We start from the raw sequence: 18,189 nt of genomic DNA, 5'->3' as shown, positions 1-18,189 counted from the left end.
AAATCCATGCAAGCTAAAGCATCAGCTAATATGGTCCGTCTTGCTCCTCGCAAAGCACGTCTCGTTGTAGACTTAATTCGCGGGAAACAAGTCGGCGAAGCGCTCTCTGTCCTTGCTCACACGAACAAGGCAGCGTCGCCAATCGTTGAAAAAGTATTGAAGTCAGCGATTGCAAACGCAGAGCACAACTACGATATGAATATTGAGAACCTTGTAGTGTCGGAAATCTTCGTCAACGAAGGTCCAACACTCAAACGCTTCCGCCCACGTGCGATGGGTCGCGCAAGCCGCATTAACAAACGCACAAGCCACATCCACATCGTGGTAACTGAGAAATAAGGAGGGATATGTAGTGGGTCAAAAGGTAAATCCGCACGGTCTTCGCGTTGGTATTATCAAAGACTGGGATTCGCGTTGGTACGCTGAGAAAGACTACGCAGATCTCCTTCATGAAGACTTCGTTATTCGTGAATACATCGAAAACAAAATGAAGGATGCTAGTGTTTCTAAAGTAGAAATCGAACGCGCTGCAAATCGCGTAAACATTTCACTTCACACTGCGAAACCAGGTATGGTTATCGGTAAAGGTGGTTCGGAAATCGAATCACTCCGTAAAAACATCATCAAGCTTGCTGAAGGCAAACGTGTTCACATCAACGTTGTTGAAGTGAAAAACGCTGACGCTGTCGCTAAACTTGTTGCTGAAAACATCGCTCGTCAATTGGAAGGCCGTGTGTCATTCCGTCGTGCAATGAAACAATCAATCCAACGTTCGATGCGCACTGGCATCAAAGGGATCAAAACAGAAGTTTCTGGTCGTCTTGGTGGCGCTGATATCGCTCGATCAGAGAAGTACTCGGAAGGAACAGTTCCACTTCACACACTCCGTGCCGATATCGACTACGGAACAGCTGAAGCTGACACAACTTATGGTAAAATCGGGATTAAAGTCTGGTTGTACCATGGTGAAGTTCTTCCAACAAAAAACAACACAGCTAAAAACGCTGAATAATAAACACTCTTTCAGGAAGGAGGCAACACACTATGTTGTTACCTAAACGCGTGAAATATCGTCGTGTACACCGTGGTAAAATGCGCGGAAATGCAAAACGCGGCACAACAGTTCATTTCGGTGAATTCGGTCTCCAATCGCTCGAAGCGAGCTGGATCACAAACCGTCAAATCGAATCAGCACGTATCGCAATGACACGTTATATGAAACGTGGTGGTAAAGTGTGGATCAAGATCTTCCCACACAAGCCATACACGAAAAAGCCTCTCGAAGTCCGAATGGGTTCGGGTAAAGGTGCTCCAGAAGGCTGGGTAGCTGTAGTTAAGCCTGGCAAAGTTATGTTTGAAATCGCGGGTGTATCTGAGGAAGTAGCACGTGAGGCGCTTCGTCTTGCTGCACACAAACTTCCAGTTAAATGTAAGTTCGTGAAACGTGAAGAAAATGGTGGTGATACGAATGAAAGCAACTGATCTCCGTCAATCAACAACTGAAGAGCTCAACGGTAAAGTAGGCGAGTGGAAAGAAGAACTCTTTAACCTTCGTTTCCAATTGGCTACAGGTCAGCTTGAGAATCCTGCTCGTATCCGTGAAGTACGCAAGTCGATTGCGCGTGCTAAAACGATTCTTCGTGAACGCGAACTCGGCATCAACAACGGCTAATCTAATCGGATTCTTTAAGAGGAGGTAACACTCATGGAACGCAATAAGCGTAAAGTACTCACTGGACGCGTCGTGTCTGACAAAATGGACAAAACGATCGTCGTTGCAGTTGAAACAAAAGTACGTCATAAGCTTTATGGCAAACGTGTAAACTACACGAAGAAATTTAAAGCACACGATGAGAACAATGTCGCTAAAATCGGCGATGTGGTACGCATCGCGGAAACACGTCCGCTTTCTAAAGACAAACGTTTCCGTCTCGTAACAGTAGTAGAAGAGTCAGTAATCATCTAATAACAGTTCGGATCTATAAACATCCGGAGGGAGGTACACTCGCATGATTCAACAAGAATCTCGCTTGAAAGTAGCAGACAACTCTGGCGCGCGTGAACTGTTGACAATTAAAGTCCTCGGTGGTTCAGGTCGTAAGACTGCCAACATCGGTGACATTATCGTCGCAACGGTAAAACAAGCAACACCAGGTGGCGTTGTTAAAAAAGGTGACGTTGTCAGAGCAGTTGTCGTTCGTACAAAACGCGGCGCTCGTCGTAAAGATGGTTCGTACATCCGTTTCGATGAGAACGCAGCAGTCATCATCAAAGATGACAAGAGCCCACGCGGCACTCGGATCTTCGGGCCAGTTGCACGTGAACTTCGTGAAAAAGAATTCATGAAGATCGTTTCGTTGGCACCGGAAGTACTTTAATTTCCAATTTCAATCCTATAAGGAGGTGCGCAAAACGATGCATGTTAAAAAAGGCGATACAGTCCAGGTAATGTCTGGTAAAGATAAAGGCAAGCAAGGGGTTATCCTCAAAGCTATGCCAAGCAAGAACCGCGTAGTCGTAGAAGGTATCAACGTGATTAAAAAACACTCGAAACCATCACAAGCGAATCCACAAGGCGGTATCCTTGAAATCGAAGCACCAATTCACGTCTCGAACGTCATGCCACTCGACCCTAAAACGGGCAAACCAACTCGCGTTGGTTTCAAAGTAGTCGATGGTAAAAAAGTTCGTGTCGCGAAATCGGGCGAAGTACTCGATAAATAAGAAGAACGTGACGAAAGGAGGTCCATTCGACTATGAACCGTTTGCAAGAGAAGTATAAAAGCGACATCGTGAAAGCGATGATGGATAAATTCAACTATGACTCAGTTATGCAAGTCCCACAGGTCGACAAGATCGTCATCAACATGGGTGTAGGTGACGCTGTTTCGAACTCGAAGGCTCTTGACATGGCAGTGGAAGAATTATCAATTCTTTCTGGTCAAAAACCACTCGTAACGAAGGCTAAGAAATCAATCGCTGGTTTCAAACTTCGTGAAGGCATGCCAATCGGTGCGAAGGTTACTCTTCGTGGCGAGCGTATGTACGATTTCCTCGACAAATTGGTAACTGTTTCACTTCCACGTGTACGTGACTTCCGTGGTGTATCGAAGAAAGCATTCGACGGACGCGGTAACTACACGCTTGGTGTGAAAGAGCAACTTATTTTCCCTGAGATCGATTACGATAAAGTAACAAAAGTACGCGGTATGGATATCGTTGTTGTTACAACAGCGAACACAGACGAAGAAGCTCGTGAATTGCTCACACTTCTCGGAATGCCATTCCAAAAATAATCTAAAGGGAGGTCGACAACATGGCTAAAAAGTCAATGGTGAATCGCGAACAAAAACGCGAGAAACTCGTTGCCCAGTACGCTGAGAAACGTGCACAATTGAAAGCTGAAGGCGACTACATCGGACTCAGCAAATTGCCACGTAACTCTTCACCTGTGCGTCTTCATAACCGTTGCCGCATCACAGGTCGTCCACATGGTTACATGGGTAAATTCGGGATCAGCCGTATCAAGTTCCGTGATCTTGCATACAAAGGTCAAATCCCTGGTGTTAAAAAAGCAAGTTGGTAATCCACTAACAGTGTGAAAGGAGGTACATCGCATGGTAATGACAGACCCAATTGCAGATATGCTTACACGTATCCGTAACGCTAACATGGTTCGCCATGAAAAATTAGAGCTTCCAGCTTCTAATATCAAACGTGAGGTTGCAGAGATCCTCAAGCGTGAAGGTTTCATTCGCGATGTTGAATATATCGAGGACGCTAAGCAAGGTACACTTCGTTTGTTCCTTAAATACGGAGCAAGCAACGAACGTGTTATCACTGGTCTCAAACGCATTTCGAAACCAGGTCTTCGTGTATACGCAAAAGCAGATGAAGTACCAAAAGTACTCGGAGGACTCGGTATCGCAGTTCTTTCGACATCAAAAGGTCTTATGACTGATAAAGAAGCTCGCCAACAACAAGTCGGCGGCGAAGTGCTCGCCTACATCTGGTAAGTCACTTTTCTAACAAGAACGGAGGTGTAATCAATGTCACGTATTGGTAAAAAACCAGTTACGATTCCAGCTGGCGTTACTGTATCGGTTGCAGAAGACAACACGGTCACAGTAAAAGGTGCTAAAGGTGAACTTTCGCTTTCAGCTAACCCGGCCTTGGAAATCAAAGTTGAAGAAAACGAATTGACTGTTGTTCGTCCGGATGACTCGAAAGAGAACCGTACGATCCACGGTACGACACGTGCCCTTATCGCCAACATGGTGGAAGGTGTGTCTAACGGATTCCAGAAAACACTTGAGATCTCAGGGGTTGGTTACCGTGCAGCTAAGCAAGGTAACAAACTCGTCCTCAGCCTCGGTTACTCGCACCCAATCGAGTACGTTGCTGAAGAAGGTATCGAGATTGAAGTTCCTTCAAACACGCAAATCATCGTTAAAGGGATTAACAAAGAGCGCGTCGGTCACGTTGCAGCTCAAATCCGCTCGTACCGTGCTCCAGAACCTTACAAAGGTAAAGGTGTTCGTTACTCTGATGAACGTATTCGCCGTAAAGAAGGTAAGACTGGTAAGTAATTCGTCACGAAATGAACGGAAAGGAGTGGCATAAATGATCACAAAAGCAGACAAAAATGCAGTTCGTAAGAAACGTCATGCTCGTGTACGTCGTACGATCACGGGGACAGCAGCTCGTCCACGTTTGAACGTATTCCGCTCGAGCAAGCACATCTACGTTCAACTCATCGATGATGCAGCACAAACAACGCTTGTGTCAGCATCTTCGAAAGATAAAGCTCTCGATCTTACAAACGGCGGCAACGTTGAAGCAGCGAAAGCTGTTGGTAAACTTGCAGCTGAACGTGCACTCGAGAAAGGTATCGACACTGTTGTGTTCGACCGTGGTGGATACCTCTATCATGGCCGCGTCAAAGCTGTTGCTGAAGCAGCTCGTGAAGCAGGTCTTAAATTCTAACAAAAAGGAGGGGACACTCGATGCGCCAGTTAGACGTTAACATGGAACAACTCGAAGAACGCGTTGTTACCGTAAACCGCGTCGCGAAAGTCGTGAAAGGTGGCCGTCGCTTCCGTTTCGCCGCTCTCGTCGTCGTAGGTGACAAGAATGGTCACGTCGGTTTCGGTACAGGTAAGGCACAAGAGGTGCCAGAAGCGATCCGCAAGGCTATTGAAGCCGCTAAGAAAAACATGGTTCAAGTACCGATGGTCGGTACAACAATTCCACACGAAATCACAGGAGTATTCGGAGCAGGTCGTGTATTCATGAAACCAGCTTCTGAAGGTACTGGGGTTATCGCAGGTGGACCAGTTCGTGCAGTGCTCGAACTTGCAGGTGTAGGTGACATCCTTTCGAAATCGCTTGGATCTAACACACCAATCAACATCGTCCGTGCGACGGTACAAGGCTTGACAGAGCTTAAAAAAGCAGAGGAAGTTGCTAAACTACGCGGTAAAAGCGTAGAAGAACTTCTTAAATAAGGGAGGGAATTAGACATGGCGAAACTCGCAATCACCCTCACACGCAGCATCATTGGTCGTCCTGAGGATCAGCGTGTAACAGTACGTACACTCGGTCTTCGTAAAATGCATCAGACTGTCGTTGTCCCTGACAACGTAGCGATGCGTGGTATGATCAAAAAGGTGTCGCACCTTGTGACTGTAAACGAAATCAACGAATAATCCAGATTTTATTAAATAAGGAGGTGCCACTATGAAACTCCATGAATTGAAGCCAACTCCAGGTTCGCGTCACGAACGCAACCGTGTCGGTCGCGGTATGGCGACTGGTAACGGTAAAACTTCTGGCCGTGGACATAAAGGTCAAAAAGCTCGTTCGGGCGGTGGCGTTCGTCCAGGATTTGAAGGTGGGCAAAACCCACTTTACCGTCGTCTTCCAAAACGCGGTTTCAACAACCCTACTCGTAAAGAGTATGCAGTTGTTTCCCTAGACACGCTTAACCGTTTCGAAGCAGGTACTGAAGTTACTCCAGAACTCTTAATCGAGACTGGTGTTGTCAGCTCTGCTAAAGACGGAATCAAAGTACTTGCTAACGGCAAGCTTGAAACAAAATTGACTGTAAAAGCCAACAAATTCTCGGGTGCAGCGAAAGAAGCGATCGAAGCAGCTGGCGGTTCAGTTGAGGTGATCTGATGTTTCAGACGATCTCCAATATGTGGCGCGTGAAAGATATTCGACAGCGTATTCTCTTCACACTCGCAATCATCATCATTTTCCGCATCGGGGCCCATATCCCGGTGCCGATGGTGAATACGGATGTGTTGCGTTTTGACTCAGGAGGTCTACTCGACTTCTTGAACTTGTTTGGAGGAAATGCTTTACAGAACTTCTCCCTGTTCGCAATGGGGATCATGCCGTATATTACGGCATCGATCGTTGTGCAGCTCTTACAAATGGACGTCGTTCCGAAGTTTGCCGAATGGGCAAAACAAGGCGAGTCTGGACGTAAAAAGCTAGCGACGGTCACGCGCTATGGGACGATCATCTTAGGGTTTATTCAAGCGACTTCATTGTCGTTTGGATTTAACCGCCTCTATCCAGGTCTCGTCAATGAGACGTGGGGCACGGCAACCTATTTCGTGATCGCGATCGTACTGACTGCCGGTACGGCGTTCTTGATGTTCCTTGGTGAGATGACGACGGAGAAAGGTGTTGGGAATGGTATTTCCATCATTATCTTCGCCGGTATCGTCGCTGGGTTCCCAAGAATCTTCACGCAGATTTATGAGACGAAGCTCCAAAATGCTGGAGATGCGTTATTCATTAACATCGTTTACTTGGTTGTGTTATTGCTCGTTATCCTTGCGGTGACTATGGGGATCATTTATGTTCAACAGGCCGCTCGCAAAATTCCGATTCAATACGCAAAACGCACGGCGAACCGTACCCCTGTGGGCGGACAGTCGACGCACTTGCCAATCAAACTAAACGCTGCCGGTGTCATCCCGGTTATCTTCGCGATTTCCTTCATGGTGACACCACCAACTGTTGCAAGCTTCATTGCTTCTCCGGAAACGACGCAGAAGTTGCAGACCTACTTCGATACGACAGCTCCAATCGGAATGTCAATCTACGTAGCGCTCATCATCGCGTTCGCTTACTTCTATACATTCATTCAGGTCAATCCTGAACAGATGGCAGAAAACCTGCAGAAGCAAGGTGGCTATATTCCTGGGATTCGTCCTGGGGCGCAAACAGAACAGTACATCACGAAGTTGCTCTATCGTTTGACATTCTTCGGAGCGATTTTTCTATCGCTCGTTGCGATCATGCCGACAATCTTCATTAAGCTTGCCGGTCTCCCAACTTCGGTGCAAATCGGAGGAACGAGCTTGTTGATCGTGATCGGGGTAGCCCTCGAAACGATGAAACAAATCGAAAGTCAACTCGTAAAACGACACTACAAAGGCTTTATCCGTTAAAGCGGAAGGAAGGGTACACCCTTCCTTCCTGTCGTGTTTACGACGTGTTGTGAAAATCAAAACTGGAGGCTAACTGAGATGAATCTAGTACTCATGGGCTTACCGGGTGCAGGGAAAGGGACTCAAGCGGCTAAAATCGTTGAAGAGTACCAAATCCCACACATTTCGACAGGCGACATGTTTCGTGCGGCAATCAAAGGCGGAACGCCACTCGGCAAAGAAGCAAAATCGTTCATGGATAAAGGCGAACTCGTACCGGATGAGGTAACAATCGGAATCGTACGTGAGCGTTTGAGTCAAGATGATACGAAAAACGGCTTCCTACTCGATGGATTCCCGCGTACTGTTGCTCAAGCAGAGGCACTCGAAAGTTTGCTTAAAGATTTGGGAAAACAGATTGACCATGTCGTGAATATCGATGTGGATGCGGAAATTCTCGTCCCGCGTTTGACAGGTCGTTGGATCTGCCCGACGTGCGGTGCGACATATCATGTGATCTTCAACCCACCTAAAGTGGAAGGCATCTGTGATGTGGATGGGTCGGCTCTCATGCAACGTGAAGACGATAAAGAGGAAACGGTCCGCCGTCGCCTTGACGTCAACATCGAGCAATCGAAACCACTCATTGACTTTTACGCTGAAAAAGGGTATCTTCGTACATTGGATGGAGATCGTCCAATCGATGTCGTATACGCCGATGTCAAAGCGTTACTCGGTGGTACTGAATGATCATCACGAAGACGCCTCGTGAAATAGCGATTATGCGTGAGGCTGGGCAAATTGTTGCTCGAACACACCAGGTGCTCAAAGAGCACATCAAACCAGGTATTACGACGCTTGAGCTCGACCGGATCGCGGAAGAATACATTCGCAGCCAAGGTGCGACACCGTCGTTCAAAGGCTACAACGGGTTTACCGGTAGCGTTTGTGCTTCAGTGAACGAAGAGCTTGTTCATGGGATTCCCGGAAAGCGGGTATTGAACGATGGAGATATCATCTCAATCGACATCGGTGCCTACTATAACGGATACCATGGAGATTCCGCTTGGACGTATCCAGTGGGAACAATCTCAGCAGAGACGCAGCAGTTACTTGACGTAACTGAAGAAAGTCTGTATAAAGGATTGGAGCACGCTAAGGCTGGGCAGCGTCTGACAGACATTTCGCATGCGATTCAAGCGTATGTGGAATCTCATGATTTCTCTGTCGTCCGCGAATACGTCGGTCATGGTGTCGGACAAAATTTGCATGAAGAACCGCAAATTCCGCACTATGGTCCACCGGGGAAAGGGCCGCGCCTGAAGACTGGAATGACGTTAGCCATTGAACCAATGGTCAATGCTGGTCAACGCTATGTTCGAACACTGGCTGACAACTGGACAGTTGTGACAGTGGACGGTAGCATGTGCGCCCACTTTGAGCACACCATCGCCATCACAGACGATGGATACGAGATTTTAACGAAACTCGATTCCGGTGAATGAGGCTCTATTGCTTCGTGCTGATCCGTAACGGATCCTTCTCTCACAGTACAATGCGATAGATCGTCTGTGCTCCTAAATATCTTCATATAGAAAGGGGAATAAATGATGGCGAAACAAGATGTCATTGAAGTGGAAGGCACTGTTGTCGAACCACTTCCAAACGCAATGTTTAAAGTGGAGTTAGAAAACGGCCACACGGTGCTCGCGCACGTCTCAGGGAAAATTCGGATGCACTATATTCGAATCCTTCCAGGTGACCGCGTAACTGTCGAGTTGTCTCCGTACGACTTGACTCGCGGGCGGATTACGTACCGTTACAAGTAACTCCGATTTTTCCAGGAGGAGGGTATAATCATGAAAGTAAGACCGTCGGTAAAACCGATCTGCGAAAAATGTAAAGTTATTCGTCGTAAGGGTAAAGTAATGGTAATTTGCGAAAACCCGAAACACAAACAAAAACAAGGTTAATCTAAGAGGAGGTGCACACATGGCACGTATTGCTGGTGTAGATATTCCACGCGAAAAACGTATCGTTATTTCGCTCACATACATCTTTGGTATTGGTAAAACAAGAGCACAAGAAATTTTGAAGACTGCAAACGTATCTGAAGATTCACGCACACGTGATTTGACAGAAGACGAAATCAACCGTATCCGTGAAGCAATTGACGGAATCAAAGTTGAAGGTGACCTTCGTCGTGAAGTTTCACTCAACATTAAACGTTTGATTGAAATCGGCGCTTATCGCGGTGTTCGTCACCGTCGTAGTCTCCCTGTTCGCGGACAAAACACGAAGAACAACTCGCGTACTCGTAAAGGCCCACGCCGTACAGTAGCGAACAAGAAGAAGTAAAGGAGGGAATTGAACAATGGCGAAACGTAAGCAAAATGTACGTTCAAAACGTAAAGTCAAAAAACATGTTGAAGTCGGTGTGGTACACATCCGTTCTACTTTCAACAACACAATCATTACAATCACTGACACGCAAGGTAACGCGATCTCATGGGCTACTTCTGGTAACCTTGGATTTAAAGGATCACGTAAATCGACTCCGTTCGCAGCACAATTGGCTGCTGAAACTGCAGCGAAAGTTGCAATGGACAACGGTATGCGTACAGTAGAAGTTAACGTTAAAGGTCCTGGTGCTGGACGTGAAGCGGCTATCCGTGCCCTCCAAGCTACTGGTCTTGAAGTAACTGCAATCCGTGACGTAACACCAGTTCCGCACAACGGTTGCCGCCCTCCAAAACGTCGCCGCGTATAATCGCTTGTGCGTGTGAAGGGCTTACCTAGCACAAACAGCATATACAATGCAGCTCGCGCTGCATGGCAGGATACACTCAAGGAGGGGTTCAGATGATCGAGATTGAAAAACCAAAGATCGAAACGGTCGAAATCAGCGAGGATGCTACGTTTGGTAAATTCGTGGTGGAACCGCTTGAACGTGGATATGGCACTACTCTCGGCAACTCACTACGTCGAATTCTTTTGTCATCGCTCCCTGGTGCAGCGGTAACAGCGGTTCAAATCGATGGCGTACTTCATGAGTTCTCTACGATTGACGGAGTCGTCGAAGACGTCACGCAAATCGTACTTAACCTCAAGAAGTTGGCACTCAAAGTGTACTCGGACGAAGAGAAAACGCTTGAGATTAACGTTTCAAGTGCCGGTGCTGTCACTGCGGCAGACATTACCCATGATAGCGACGTTGAAATCTTGAATCCTGAGCTCCACATCGCGACTCTCGCTGACAACGCGACGCTTCGCATGCGTTTGACTGCTCGCCGTGGCCGTGGTTACGTCCAGGCAGAAGATAACAAACGTGATGATATGCCGATTGGCGTAATTCCAATCGATTCGATCTACACACCGATTCAACGCGTGAACTACGAAGTAGATAAAACACGTGTCGGTCAAGATGCTAGCTTCGATAAGCTTCTATTAGACGTGTGGACAGATGGTTCAATCCGTCCGGAAGAAGCGGTATCGCTCGGGGCGAAAATTTTGACAGAACACTTGAACATCTTTGTTGGCTTGACTGACGAAGCTCTCAATGCAGAAATTATGGTCGAGAAAGAAGAAGACCAAAAAGAAAAAGTACTCGAAATGACGATTGAAGAACTCGATCTCTCAGTTCGTTCGTACAACTGCTTGAAGCGCGCTGGCATCAACACGGTTCAAGAACTCGCAAACAAATCAGAGGAAGAGATGATGAAAGTTCGTAACCTCGGACGTAAATCACTCGAAGAAGTTCAACTCAAGTTGGACGAACTCGGTTTGGGCTTGCGTAAAGAAGACTAAGTTCAAACGAAGGAGGGAAATGTAATGGCTTATTCGAAACTCGGCCGTACAAGCTCGCAACGTAAGGCACTTTTACGTGATCTTGCAACTGACCTTATTATCAACGAGCGCATTCAAACAACTGAACAAAAAGCGAAAGAACTTCGCCCAGTCGTTGAAAAATTGATCACTCTTGGGAAACGTGGCGATCTTCATGCCCGTCGTCAAGTAGCTTCATTCGTTCGCAAAGAGAACGCTGGAGAAAAAGACGCAATCCAAAAATTGTTCGAAGACGTGGCACCACGCTACGCTGAACGTCAAGGTGGATACACACGCATCATGAAAGTCGGCCCACGCCGCGGTGACGGTGCGGAAGTCGTAATCATCGAACTCGTCTAATTCATTAGGCAGTCAACAGGGCATGCGGTGACGTATTGCCCTGTTTCCACATCGGAAAGGAGTCGGCAGATGGAATCTCAAATTATGGTACGCGATATCGTGTTTCGTTACCCGGGACAGACCGAGCCAGCCCTCAATGGGTTGTCACTCGACGTATACAAAGGGGAATGGCTCGCAATCGTTGGCCATAACGGTTCTGGTAAGTCGACTTTGACGAAGTTGTGGAATGGGCTTTTGCTTCCTCAAGAAGGAGAAGTCCGGGTTGAGGCACTCGATCCAACGGACGCCACAGACGTGTGGGACGTTCGGAAACGGATCGGTGTCGTCTTCCAAAATCCCGACAACCAGTTTGTCGGGGCGACCGTGCGCGATGATGTGGCATTCTCTCTCGAAAACATGGGGCTTCCACGTCAAGAAATGGTTCGTCGAATTGATGACAGTCTAGCGCGCGTTGGATTATCGGAACTAGCGGACCGTGAACCGCATCAGTTATCCGGTGGACAAAAGCAGCGTGTTGCGATTGCTTCGGCTCTCGCAATGCGCCCGCATGTCCTCGTGCTCGATGAAGCTACCTCGATGCTTGACCCGATTGGGCGCAAAGAGGTGATTGAAACGGTGCAACAGCTTGTCTCAGAAGGGATGACCGTTGTCGCCATTACCCACGAGCTCGACGAAGTGTTGTTTGCCGACCGTATCATTGCATTGTCGAAAGGCAAGATTGCGATGACTGGCACACCCGAAGACGTGTTTCAAAATCCGGAGGCGTTACGAGCCATTCAGCTCGACGTACCGTTTATTGTCCGGATGCAACTCGAACTGAAGGAACGGGGCATACCACTCGATCGTCTGATGCTACAACATTCGGAGTTGGTGAACCATCTATGCCGATTAGCATTGAAGAAGTGACTTACCAATATCAATTGAATACTCCGTTTGAACGAACCGCGCTGCGCGATGTGAATGTGATGATTCCGTCGGGGGCGCTTGTTGCGTTTCTTGGCCATACCGGCTCTGGGAAATCAACGCTCGTTCAACATATGAACGGCCTGTTGCGGCCGACAAAAGGTCGTGTCGTCGTCGATGACATCGAAGTCCGTGCAATCACGAAGCGTCGCGATAAAAAGCAAAGCTTACTCCCGCTTCGGCGCCGCGTTGGGCTCGTCTTTCAATATCCGGAACATCAATTATTTGAAGAGACGGTCGAACGCGACGTCATGTTCGGCCCACGTAACTTCGGGGCGTCTGAAGACGAAGCGAAAGAACGGGCCCATGTCGCCTTACGCCTTGTCGGGCTCGATGAAGCGCTTTGGAGCCGTTCGCCGTTCGATCTCTCAGGCGGACAGATGCGCCGTGTCGCTATCGCCGGAGTACTCGCGAGCCGTCCGGACGTTCTCGTCGTGGATGAACCGACGGCAGGGCTCGACCCGCTCGGTCGTCGCGAGATGCTGGCGTTATTCAAACAATTAAAACAAGAACTCGATTTGACACTCATCCTCGTCTCGCACGATATGGATGACGTGTTGGCCTATGCGGAACGTGTCGTCGTCATGGAACGCGGACAGGTCGCCTTTGACGGAGATCCGTTCGACTTATTCAAAGACGAGGCGCTCGTCGAGACGCTCCAGCTCGAGATTCCACACGTGCTCCGTTTCGCCAATGAACTTGCCCCAGTGTTTGGTGTCGACACACCGTCGCTCCGAACAGAGCACGAATTGGCGGACTGGATTGCGTTCGAGCTAGGAAGGGGGAGAGCGACTTGATTATCGGACAGTACATTCCCGGACACTCGTGGCTCCACACACTCGACGCGCGGGCGAAGACGTTGTTTATCCTCGCCTTCATCCCAATCGTCTTTTTGGCGGATAACTTGTGGACGAACGTATTCTTGCTCGGTTTCACGTTGTTCGCCGTGCGATTGTCTCAACTGTCGTGGCGGTATTTATGGAACGGACTGAAGATGATTCTATTCCTGATCCTATTTACGCTGTTGTTGCAGTTGTTCTTTAATCGCGAGGGAACCGAGTTGATTTCATTCGGACCGTTCGCAATTTATTCGGAAGGTGTCCGCATGGGCTTAATCGTCTCGCTCCGTTTCTTCTATCTCGTCATGCTGACGACGCTCGTGACGCTGACGACGACACCGATGGAACTGACCGACTCGATTGAGGCCGGGCTCCGCCCGCTCGAACGCTTTAAAGTACCGGCGCATGAGATCGCCCTCATGTTGTCGATCTCGCTCCGGTTCTTGCCGACGTTGGCCGACGAGACGGATCGAATCATGAAGGCCCAACAGGCACGAGGGGTCGATTTGAAGAGCGGTCCCATCATGGATCGCCTCAAGGCAGTCGTCCCGCTCATGATCCCTTTATTCGTATCTGCGTTTAAACGCGCTGAGGACCTCGCTACGGCGATGGAAGCTCGAGGGTACCGTGGGGGTGAAGGACGGACACGATTGCGTGAGATGACGTGGCATCGTCGTGATACGGCGTTACTCCTCATCTTTGTCATCGTGACACTCATTCTAATCGGATTGCGAGGGATTGGATGAAGCGAATCAAACTGACGGTAGCGTATGACGGGACGAACTATGCGGGCTACCAGGTACAACCGAATGGAAACACGATTCAAGCCGAAGTGGAGGCCGTCTTGGCGCGGATGCATAGCCGAGCCGTGAAAGTCGTGGCCTCGGGCCGTACGGATGCCCGGGTCCACGCGAGGGGGCAAGTCTTGCATTTCGATACGCACCTCTCGATGCCGGTCGACCGGTTCGTCAAAGCGTTGAATGCGATGTTACCGGATGATATCCTCGTCCAAGCGGCCGAAGAGGTCGATGCTTCGTTTCACGCACGGTACGGGGCGAAACGGAAAGAGTATCGCTATTTCTTTCGAGGCGACGCCGATCCGTTCCGACGCCACCATGCCGTGACGGTCACGTATACGCTCGATCATGAGCGGATGCGCCAGGCGCTTCGTCTATTAGTCGGGACCTACGACTTCACGTCCTTCTCGGTGACGAAGGCGGAAGTGGAGGACCGCGTCAGAACAATTTATGAAGCTGAGCTCGTTGAAGCAGGCGATGAGATGTACTTCCGATTCGTCGGCTCGGGCTTTCTCTATAACCAAGTTCGGATTATGGTTGGTACGTTGCTTGAGGTCGGGCGAGGGAAATATGAGGCGGCCGATGTGAGTCGAATGATCGCTTCTAAAGACCGGCGTAGCGCTGGGATTACAGCCCCACCGCACGGTCTATATTTGTGGAATGTGAATTATGAAAAAGTAGATTGACATTCCCCCTATAAAATCGTATTATATTCATTGGCATTTCATTTTCACATTGAGAGATGAACCACAATCTTAGCCCCGTAAACTAGGATTATGATAAAGCATCAAACAAGCACTAAAAAAATTAAGTAAACAGACATTTTAGGAGGTATTCCACATGCGCACGACATTCATGGCAAAAGCATCTGAAGTAGAACGCAAATGGCTCCTTATCGACGCAGAAGGCAAAACACTTGGTCGTTTGACTAGTGAAGTAGCATCACTTCTTCGCGGTAAGCACAAGCCGACTTTCACACCACACGTTGATTGCGGAGACCACGTCATCATCATCAACGCTGAGAAAATCCACTTGACTGGTAACAAATTGAACGACAAGATTTACTACCGTCATTCAGGTCATCCAGGCGGTTTGAAATCACAAACTGCAAAAGAGCTTCTCGCAAAACGTCCAGAGCGTATGCTTGAACTCGCAATCAAAGGGATGCTTCCAAAAGGATCACTTGGACGTCAATCATTCAACAAACTCCACGTTTACGCTGGAGCTGAGCACAACCACGCAGCACAAAAACCAGAAGTTTACGAACTTCGCGGTTAATCGGGACACAGGGAGGAACTAAACGATGGCAGATGTACGTTACTACGGAACAGGCCGCCGCAAACACTCGGTGGCTCGCGTTCACCTCGTTGCAGGTGACGGCAAAGTTGTTGTAAATGGCCGTGATATTTCAGAATACTTCGGTCATGAGACTTTGATCATGATGGCAAAATCACCACTCGTATTGACTGAAACAGAAGGTAAATACGATGTAATCGTTAACGTTAACGGTGGTGGATTCACAGGACAAGCTGGAGCGATTCGCCACGGCGTATCACGTGCGCTTCTTCAAGCGGACCCAGAATTCCGTCCAAGCCTCAAAGAAAAAGGCTTCTTGACTCGTGACGCTCGTATGAAAGAACGTAAAAAATACGGTCTTAAAGCTGCACGTCGCGCACCACAATTCTCGAAGCGTTAATCTTCGAACAATTTGGTTCAAACTCTCTGTCCATTGGGGCGGAGAGTTTTTTTGTTGCTCATGAAATTGTTGCATTCCGTTCCCTCAAGAAAACGTTTTTTTTGATATACTGTTAGCGAGACAGAAATTAGGGGGAAACCACATGCTTACAGTAGAACAAGTTCGTGAAGAATTGGCGGGGTTGATCGATCCAACAATCAACCGTACGCTTGGAGATACAGCTGGCGTGAAGGATATTCGCATTAAAGAAGATTATGTCAGTGTTAAAGTCGCGCTCGGTCAAACCGGGAGCGGGGAACAGCTCCAACTTCAACAAGAGATTGTCACGTTGCTCAAAGGAAAAGGTTTCAAGACGGTCGGCCTCCGCTTCGAGGCGCTCAATGACGAGAGCTTGAAAGAAGCGACAAAGCCGGCAATTCTTCGTGAGAACGCAGGCACGACGTTCATCGCAATCGCATCAGGGAAAGGCGGCGTTGGGAAATCGACGGTCTCCGTCAACTTAGCCGTCGCGCTCGCGCGGGCCGGAAAAAAAGTCGGATTGATTGATGCCGACATTTATGGCTTTAGTGTGCCGGATATGCTCGGAATCGAAGAAAGACCAGTCGTACGTGGAGAAAAAATCATCCCGGTCGAGCGGTTCGGTGTGAAAGTCATTTCAATGGGCTTCTTTGTCGAAGATAACGCGCCGGTCATCTGGCGTGGACCGATGCTCGGGAAGATGCTCAATAATTTCTTTAACGACGTCGAATGGGGCGACCTAGATTACTTGCTCCTCGATTTACCGCCAGGAACGGGTGATGTCGCGCTCGATATTCATTCGATGCTCCCGGCATGCCAAGAGTTGATTGTCACGACACCGCATGCGACCGCTGCGTTCGTCGCTGCACGGGCTGGGGCGATGGCGATTAAGACGAACCACAAAGTCCTCGGCATCATTGAGAACATGGCGTACTTCGAAAGCAAAGTGACTGGAGAGAAAGAGTATGTCTTCGGTTACGGTGGAGGCGAAAAGTTGTCCGAGGCATTGAAGAGCAAGTTGCTCGCTCAAATTCCGCTCGGTCAGCCGTACGAAAACGAAGAAGACTTTGCCCCATCGGTTTATCGGGACGGGCATCCGTTTGAGAAAACATACGATGGATTGGCACAAGCGGTCATTCAACAGATAGAAGGGTAATGGTTCACAAATGAAGGTACAAGGATTTTTAAGGTTGTTTTGGACGACGCTCGTCTTCGGGACGTTGTTTGGGTTTGTGATGAACTTACTGGCCAATCCAGGTTATTTAGTGAGTCAATCTTGGGAAGCAATCGTCACGGCGCTTAGCTACTCGAGCACGTGGACGGGAATTAGCATGATGGGATTCTTTGCTTATTTGATTGTCCACCGGGTTGGATTGGACTTGTTCCGAGGACCAAGGTTATGGAATCGCGTGCAAGTGCTATTGATCGCCTTTGCGTTATTTGATGCGGTATATCTTCGCATGCTCGCGTTCGGCAACGATCATATGTGGCGCTATATAGGTGAAATGGTCGTGTTGGTGATGGTATCTTGGATTATCGCGACGAGTAAGGCGAAGCAGACGAACGCGAGTGCGTTCATCCCGACGCTCTTCTTGATGATTGTCATCACGTTGATTGAATGGATTCCAGCCCTTCAGGCGACGGATGAAATTGCTCTCTTGTGGCCGGCGTTAGCGACGCTCGTGTTTGCCAATGCGTATCAAGTCTTGATGCTGCATCGCTTCCAAGCACCTGCTCAGGCAGAGAGCGTCAAACCGTCGACAGCGGGCAAGGCCAAAACGAAGAAACGTGTGTCATCTAAATCATCATGACAGCGTACTAGTACAAGCTCAGACATTCGTCTGGGCTTGTTTGTTTAAAACGTTCTTTCGTTCAGTTACAGAGCGTAAAACAAAAAATAAAGTTTTTTTAGAAAAACAGTTGACGAAAATAGGGGGCGCTGATATATTAATAAACGTCGCTGCTGTTCACACACGGACAACAGAATGCGAATTAAAAAAATAATAAAAAACGGTTGACTTTAAAAGGTCAAATCGCTATTATTAAAAAGTCGCTAACACGACAACATTTGGTCTTTGAAAACTGAACGATGAGGCAAAAATGATTTACAATTTTCGAATGAAGCGCAAGCTTCGTCATTTTTAAAGAGCTATATCAAATTCTTTGGAGAGTTTGATCCTGGCTCAGGACGAACGCTGGCGGCGTGCCTAATACATGCAAGTCGAGCGCAGGAAATCGACGGA

Annotated in this window: 32 protein-coding genes and 1 rRNA gene; all 33 read left to right on the top strand. The window is 48.3% G+C overall.

Translation table 11 applies throughout. The features are described 5' to 3' along the window. Positions 1-6: 6 nt before the first annotated feature. On the top strand, positions 7-339 hold the full coding sequence (gene rplV / locus KNP80_RS13950) for a 50S ribosomal protein L22 (RefSeq protein WP_021066609.1): 333 nt from the start codon (positions 7-9) through the stop codon (positions 337-339). A 13-nt stretch (positions 340-352) separates the two neighbouring features. Further along, complete coding sequence (gene rpsC / locus KNP80_RS13945; RefSeq protein WP_021066610.1) at positions 353-1,012, top strand: 30S ribosomal protein S3; 660 nt, start codon at positions 353-355, stop codon at positions 1,010-1,012. 32 nt (positions 1,013-1,044) lie between these two features. Next, positions 1,045-1,482 carry a 50S ribosomal protein L16 gene (gene rplP / locus KNP80_RS13940; protein ID WP_016508922.1) on the top strand — a complete coding sequence of 146 codons (438 nt, stop codon included), beginning with the start codon at positions 1,045-1,047 and terminating at the stop codon, positions 1,480-1,482. Next, positions 1,469-1,672 (top strand): 50S ribosomal protein L29, encoded by a 204-nt coding sequence (rpmC, locus tag KNP80_RS13935; protein WP_012727669.1) that lies wholly within the window; start codon positions 1,469-1,471, stop codon positions 1,670-1,672. Before rplP ends, rpmC begins: the two co-directional genes overlap by 14 nt. Positions 1,673-1,705: 33 nt before the next feature. After that, positions 1,706-1,966: a 30S ribosomal protein S17 gene (gene rpsQ, locus KNP80_RS13930; protein WP_021066611.1), complete on the top strand. Its 261-nt coding sequence runs from the start codon at positions 1,706-1,708 to the stop codon at positions 1,964-1,966. 43 nt (positions 1,967-2,009) lie between these two features. Further along, positions 2,010-2,378, top strand: coding sequence for a 50S ribosomal protein L14 (gene rplN, locus KNP80_RS13925; protein ID WP_012727667.1), 369 nt, complete (start codon positions 2,010-2,012; stop codon positions 2,376-2,378). Positions 2,379-2,415: 37 nt separating this feature from the next. Continuing rightward, positions 2,416-2,724 carry a 50S ribosomal protein L24 gene (gene rplX / locus KNP80_RS13920; protein WP_021066612.1) on the top strand — a complete coding sequence of 103 codons (309 nt, stop codon included), beginning with the start codon at positions 2,416-2,418 and terminating at the stop codon, positions 2,722-2,724. A gap of 32 nt (positions 2,725-2,756) precedes the next feature. After that, entirely contained in the window at positions 2,757-3,296 is a 540-nt protein-coding gene (gene rplE, locus KNP80_RS13915) for a 50S ribosomal protein L5 (RefSeq protein ID WP_016508927.1), read from the top strand. A 20-nt stretch (positions 3,297-3,316) separates the two neighbouring features. Then, on the top strand, positions 3,317-3,586 hold the full coding sequence (gene rpsN / locus KNP80_RS13910) for a 30S ribosomal protein S14 (protein WP_021066613.1): 270 nt from the start codon (positions 3,317-3,319) through the stop codon (positions 3,584-3,586). Between the two features lie 31 nt (positions 3,587-3,617). Then, entirely contained in the window at positions 3,618-4,016 is a 399-nt protein-coding gene (gene rpsH / locus KNP80_RS13905) for a 30S ribosomal protein S8 (protein WP_021066614.1), read from the top strand. Between the two features lie 33 nt (positions 4,017-4,049). Further along, positions 4,050-4,589: a 50S ribosomal protein L6 gene (gene rplF, locus KNP80_RS13900; RefSeq protein WP_021066615.1), complete on the top strand. Its 540-nt coding sequence runs from the start codon at positions 4,050-4,052 to the stop codon at positions 4,587-4,589. A gap of 34 nt (positions 4,590-4,623) precedes the next feature. Then, positions 4,624-4,986, top strand: a complete 363-nt coding sequence (gene rplR / locus KNP80_RS13895) for a 50S ribosomal protein L18 (protein WP_012727661.1) — start codon at positions 4,624-4,626, stop codon at positions 4,984-4,986. Positions 4,987-5,006: 20 nt separating this feature from the next. Next, positions 5,007-5,507 carry a 30S ribosomal protein S5 gene (rpsE, locus tag KNP80_RS13890; RefSeq protein WP_034817136.1) on the top strand — a complete coding sequence of 167 codons (501 nt, stop codon included), beginning with the start codon at positions 5,007-5,009 and terminating at the stop codon, positions 5,505-5,507. Positions 5,508-5,522: 15 nt separating this feature from the next. Beyond that, the gene (gene rpmD, locus KNP80_RS13885) at positions 5,523-5,708 is read left to right on the top strand and encodes a 50S ribosomal protein L30 (RefSeq protein WP_214709841.1); all 186 of its coding nucleotides are present in this window, start codon (positions 5,523-5,525) and stop codon (positions 5,706-5,708) included. Positions 5,709-5,739: 31 nt separating this feature from the next. Next, on the top strand, positions 5,740-6,180 hold the full coding sequence (gene rplO / locus KNP80_RS13880; protein WP_021066618.1) for a 50S ribosomal protein L15: 441 nt from the start codon (positions 5,740-5,742) through the stop codon (positions 6,178-6,180). Further along, complete coding sequence (gene secY, locus KNP80_RS13875) at positions 6,180-7,469, top strand: preprotein translocase subunit SecY (RefSeq protein WP_021066619.1); 1,290 nt, start codon at positions 6,180-6,182, stop codon at positions 7,467-7,469. Before rplO ends, secY begins: the two co-directional genes overlap by 1 nt. Positions 7,470-7,547: 78 nt before the next feature. Further along, entirely contained in the window at positions 7,548-8,198 is a 651-nt protein-coding gene (locus KNP80_RS13870) for an adenylate kinase (protein ID WP_029594431.1), read from the top strand. Next, on the top strand, positions 8,195-8,953 hold the full coding sequence (map, locus tag KNP80_RS13865) for a type I methionyl aminopeptidase (protein ID WP_021066621.1): 759 nt from the start codon (positions 8,195-8,197) through the stop codon (positions 8,951-8,953). The genes KNP80_RS13870 and map overlap by 4 nt, the downstream gene beginning before the upstream one ends. Before the next feature lie 105 nt (positions 8,954-9,058). Then, entirely contained in the window at positions 9,059-9,277 is a 219-nt protein-coding gene (gene infA / locus KNP80_RS13860; RefSeq protein ID WP_021066622.1) for a translation initiation factor IF-1, read from the top strand. A gap of 30 nt (positions 9,278-9,307) precedes the next feature. After that, the gene (rpmJ, locus tag KNP80_RS13855; RefSeq protein ID WP_003156543.1) at positions 9,308-9,421 is read left to right on the top strand and encodes a 50S ribosomal protein L36; all 114 of its coding nucleotides are present in this window, start codon (positions 9,308-9,310) and stop codon (positions 9,419-9,421) included. A gap of 19 nt (positions 9,422-9,440) precedes the next feature. Next, positions 9,441-9,806 carry a 30S ribosomal protein S13 gene (rpsM, locus tag KNP80_RS13850; protein WP_021066623.1) on the top strand — a complete coding sequence of 122 codons (366 nt, stop codon included), beginning with the start codon at positions 9,441-9,443 and terminating at the stop codon, positions 9,804-9,806. A gap of 16 nt (positions 9,807-9,822) precedes the next feature. Continuing rightward, complete coding sequence (gene rpsK, locus KNP80_RS13845) at positions 9,823-10,218, top strand: 30S ribosomal protein S11 (RefSeq protein WP_021066624.1); 396 nt, start codon at positions 9,823-9,825, stop codon at positions 10,216-10,218. 92 nt (positions 10,219-10,310) lie between these two features. After that, positions 10,311-11,255, top strand: coding sequence for a DNA-directed RNA polymerase subunit alpha (locus KNP80_RS13840; RefSeq protein WP_021066625.1), 945 nt, complete (start codon positions 10,311-10,313; stop codon positions 11,253-11,255). 24 nt (positions 11,256-11,279) lie between these two features. Further along, positions 11,280-11,633 (top strand): 50S ribosomal protein L17, encoded by a 354-nt coding sequence (rplQ, locus tag KNP80_RS13835; protein ID WP_012727650.1) that lies wholly within the window; start codon positions 11,280-11,282, stop codon positions 11,631-11,633. A gap of 69 nt (positions 11,634-11,702) precedes the next feature. Further along, entirely contained in the window at positions 11,703-12,539 is an 837-nt protein-coding gene (locus KNP80_RS13830) for an energy-coupling factor transporter ATPase (protein ID WP_029594432.1), read from the top strand. Beyond that, positions 12,515-13,393, top strand: coding sequence for an energy-coupling factor transporter ATPase (locus KNP80_RS13825; RefSeq protein ID WP_214720364.1), 879 nt, complete (start codon positions 12,515-12,517; stop codon positions 13,391-13,393). The genes KNP80_RS13830 and KNP80_RS13825 overlap by 25 nt, the downstream gene beginning before the upstream one ends. Further along, positions 13,390-14,181: an energy-coupling factor transporter transmembrane component T family protein gene (locus KNP80_RS13820; RefSeq protein ID WP_214834070.1), complete on the top strand. Its 792-nt coding sequence runs from the start codon at positions 13,390-13,392 to the stop codon at positions 14,179-14,181. The genes KNP80_RS13825 and KNP80_RS13820 overlap by 4 nt, the downstream gene beginning before the upstream one ends. After that, positions 14,178-14,918, top strand: coding sequence for a tRNA pseudouridine(38-40) synthase TruA (gene truA, locus KNP80_RS13815; protein WP_214720366.1), 741 nt, complete (start codon positions 14,178-14,180; stop codon positions 14,916-14,918). Before KNP80_RS13820 ends, truA begins: the two co-directional genes overlap by 4 nt. 154 nt (positions 14,919-15,072) lie before the next feature. Continuing rightward, a complete protein-coding gene (gene rplM / locus KNP80_RS13810) occupies positions 15,073-15,510 on the top strand; it encodes a 50S ribosomal protein L13 (RefSeq protein ID WP_021066630.1) in 438 nt (145 codons plus the stop codon). 25 nt (positions 15,511-15,535) lie between these two features. Continuing rightward, a complete protein-coding gene (rpsI, locus tag KNP80_RS13805; protein WP_021066631.1) occupies positions 15,536-15,928 on the top strand; it encodes a 30S ribosomal protein S9 in 393 nt (130 codons plus the stop codon). 142 nt (positions 15,929-16,070) lie between these two features. Next, positions 16,071-17,102 carry an Mrp/NBP35 family ATP-binding protein gene (locus KNP80_RS13800; protein ID WP_021066632.1) on the top strand — a complete coding sequence of 344 codons (1,032 nt, stop codon included), beginning with the start codon at positions 16,071-16,073 and terminating at the stop codon, positions 17,100-17,102. 10 nt (positions 17,103-17,112) lie between these two features. Continuing rightward, positions 17,113-17,757, top strand: a complete 645-nt coding sequence (locus KNP80_RS13795; protein ID WP_029594433.1) for a KinB-signaling pathway activation protein — start codon at positions 17,113-17,115, stop codon at positions 17,755-17,757. A 349-nt stretch (positions 17,758-18,106) separates the two neighbouring features. Next, positions 18,107-18,189, top strand: a 16S ribosomal RNA gene (locus KNP80_RS13790); the annotation flags it as partial.

The organism is Exiguobacterium sp. E4787 (genome assembly GCF_018618375.1).
In the GTDB taxonomy this organism is placed as follows: domain Bacteria; phylum Bacillota; class Bacilli; order Exiguobacteriales; family Exiguobacteriaceae; genus Exiguobacterium; species Exiguobacterium chiriqhucha.
The sequence above is the reverse complement of the archived record's forward strand: the minus strand, read 5'-3'. Positions and strand labels throughout refer to the sequence as shown.

Bases quoted from the DNA above. Each gene is read 5' to 3' on its own strand.
- rplV (WP_021066609.1), top strand. From the start codon at position 7: ATGCAAGCTAAAGCATCAGCTAATATGGTCCGTCTTGCTCCTCGCAAA.
- rplP (WP_016508922.1), top strand. From the start codon at position 1,045: ATGTTGTTACCTAAACGCGTGAAATATCGTCGTGTACACCGTGGTAAA.
- rpmC (WP_012727669.1), top strand. From the start codon at position 1,469: ATGAAAGCAACTGATCTCCGTCAATCAACAACTGAAGAGCTCAACGGT.
- rpsQ (WP_021066611.1), top strand. From the start codon at position 1,706: ATGGAACGCAATAAGCGTAAAGTACTCACTGGACGCGTCGTGTCTGAC.
- rplN (WP_012727667.1), top strand. From the start codon at position 2,010: ATGATTCAACAAGAATCTCGCTTGAAAGTAGCAGACAACTCTGGCGCG.
- rplX (WP_021066612.1), top strand. From the start codon at position 2,416: ATGCATGTTAAAAAAGGCGATACAGTCCAGGTAATGTCTGGTAAAGAT.
- rplE (WP_016508927.1), top strand. From the start codon at position 2,757: ATGAACCGTTTGCAAGAGAAGTATAAAAGCGACATCGTGAAAGCGATG.
- rpsN (WP_021066613.1), top strand. From the start codon at position 3,317: ATGGCTAAAAAGTCAATGGTGAATCGCGAACAAAAACGCGAGAAACTC.
- rpsH (WP_021066614.1), top strand. From the start codon at position 3,618: ATGGTAATGACAGACCCAATTGCAGATATGCTTACACGTATCCGTAAC.
- rplF (WP_021066615.1), top strand. From the start codon at position 4,050: ATGTCACGTATTGGTAAAAAACCAGTTACGATTCCAGCTGGCGTTACT.
- rplR (WP_012727661.1), top strand. From the start codon at position 4,624: ATGATCACAAAAGCAGACAAAAATGCAGTTCGTAAGAAACGTCATGCT.
- rpsE (WP_034817136.1), top strand. From the start codon at position 5,007: ATGCGCCAGTTAGACGTTAACATGGAACAACTCGAAGAACGCGTTGTT.
- rpmD (WP_214709841.1), top strand. From the start codon at position 5,523: ATGGCGAAACTCGCAATCACCCTCACACGCAGCATCATTGGTCGTCCT.
- rplO (WP_021066618.1), top strand. From the start codon at position 5,740: ATGAAACTCCATGAATTGAAGCCAACTCCAGGTTCGCGTCACGAACGC.
- secY (WP_021066619.1), top strand. From the start codon at position 6,180: ATGTTTCAGACGATCTCCAATATGTGGCGCGTGAAAGATATTCGACAG.
- KNP80_RS13870 (WP_029594431.1), top strand. From the start codon at position 7,548: ATGAATCTAGTACTCATGGGCTTACCGGGTGCAGGGAAAGGGACTCAA.
- map (WP_021066621.1), top strand. From the start codon at position 8,195: ATGATCATCACGAAGACGCCTCGTGAAATAGCGATTATGCGTGAGGCT.
- infA (WP_021066622.1), top strand. From the start codon at position 9,059: ATGGCGAAACAAGATGTCATTGAAGTGGAAGGCACTGTTGTCGAACCA.
- rpmJ (WP_003156543.1), top strand. From the start codon at position 9,308: ATGAAAGTAAGACCGTCGGTAAAACCGATCTGCGAAAAATGTAAAGTT.
- rpsM (WP_021066623.1), top strand. From the start codon at position 9,441: ATGGCACGTATTGCTGGTGTAGATATTCCACGCGAAAAACGTATCGTT.
- rpsK (WP_021066624.1), top strand. From the start codon at position 9,823: ATGGCGAAACGTAAGCAAAATGTACGTTCAAAACGTAAAGTCAAAAAA.
- KNP80_RS13840 (WP_021066625.1), top strand. From the start codon at position 10,311: ATGATCGAGATTGAAAAACCAAAGATCGAAACGGTCGAAATCAGCGAG.
- rplQ (WP_012727650.1), top strand. From the start codon at position 11,280: ATGGCTTATTCGAAACTCGGCCGTACAAGCTCGCAACGTAAGGCACTT.
- KNP80_RS13830 (WP_029594432.1), top strand. From the start codon at position 11,703: ATGGAATCTCAAATTATGGTACGCGATATCGTGTTTCGTTACCCGGGA.
- KNP80_RS13825 (WP_214720364.1), top strand. From the start codon at position 12,515: ATGCCGATTAGCATTGAAGAAGTGACTTACCAATATCAATTGAATACT.
- truA (WP_214720366.1), top strand. From the start codon at position 14,178: ATGAAGCGAATCAAACTGACGGTAGCGTATGACGGGACGAACTATGCG.
- rplM (WP_021066630.1), top strand. From the start codon at position 15,073: ATGCGCACGACATTCATGGCAAAAGCATCTGAAGTAGAACGCAAATGG.
- rpsI (WP_021066631.1), top strand. From the start codon at position 15,536: ATGGCAGATGTACGTTACTACGGAACAGGCCGCCGCAAACACTCGGTG.
- KNP80_RS13800 (WP_021066632.1), top strand. From the start codon at position 16,071: ATGCTTACAGTAGAACAAGTTCGTGAAGAATTGGCGGGGTTGATCGAT.
- KNP80_RS13795 (WP_029594433.1), top strand. From the start codon at position 17,113: ATGAAGGTACAAGGATTTTTAAGGTTGTTTTGGACGACGCTCGTCTTC.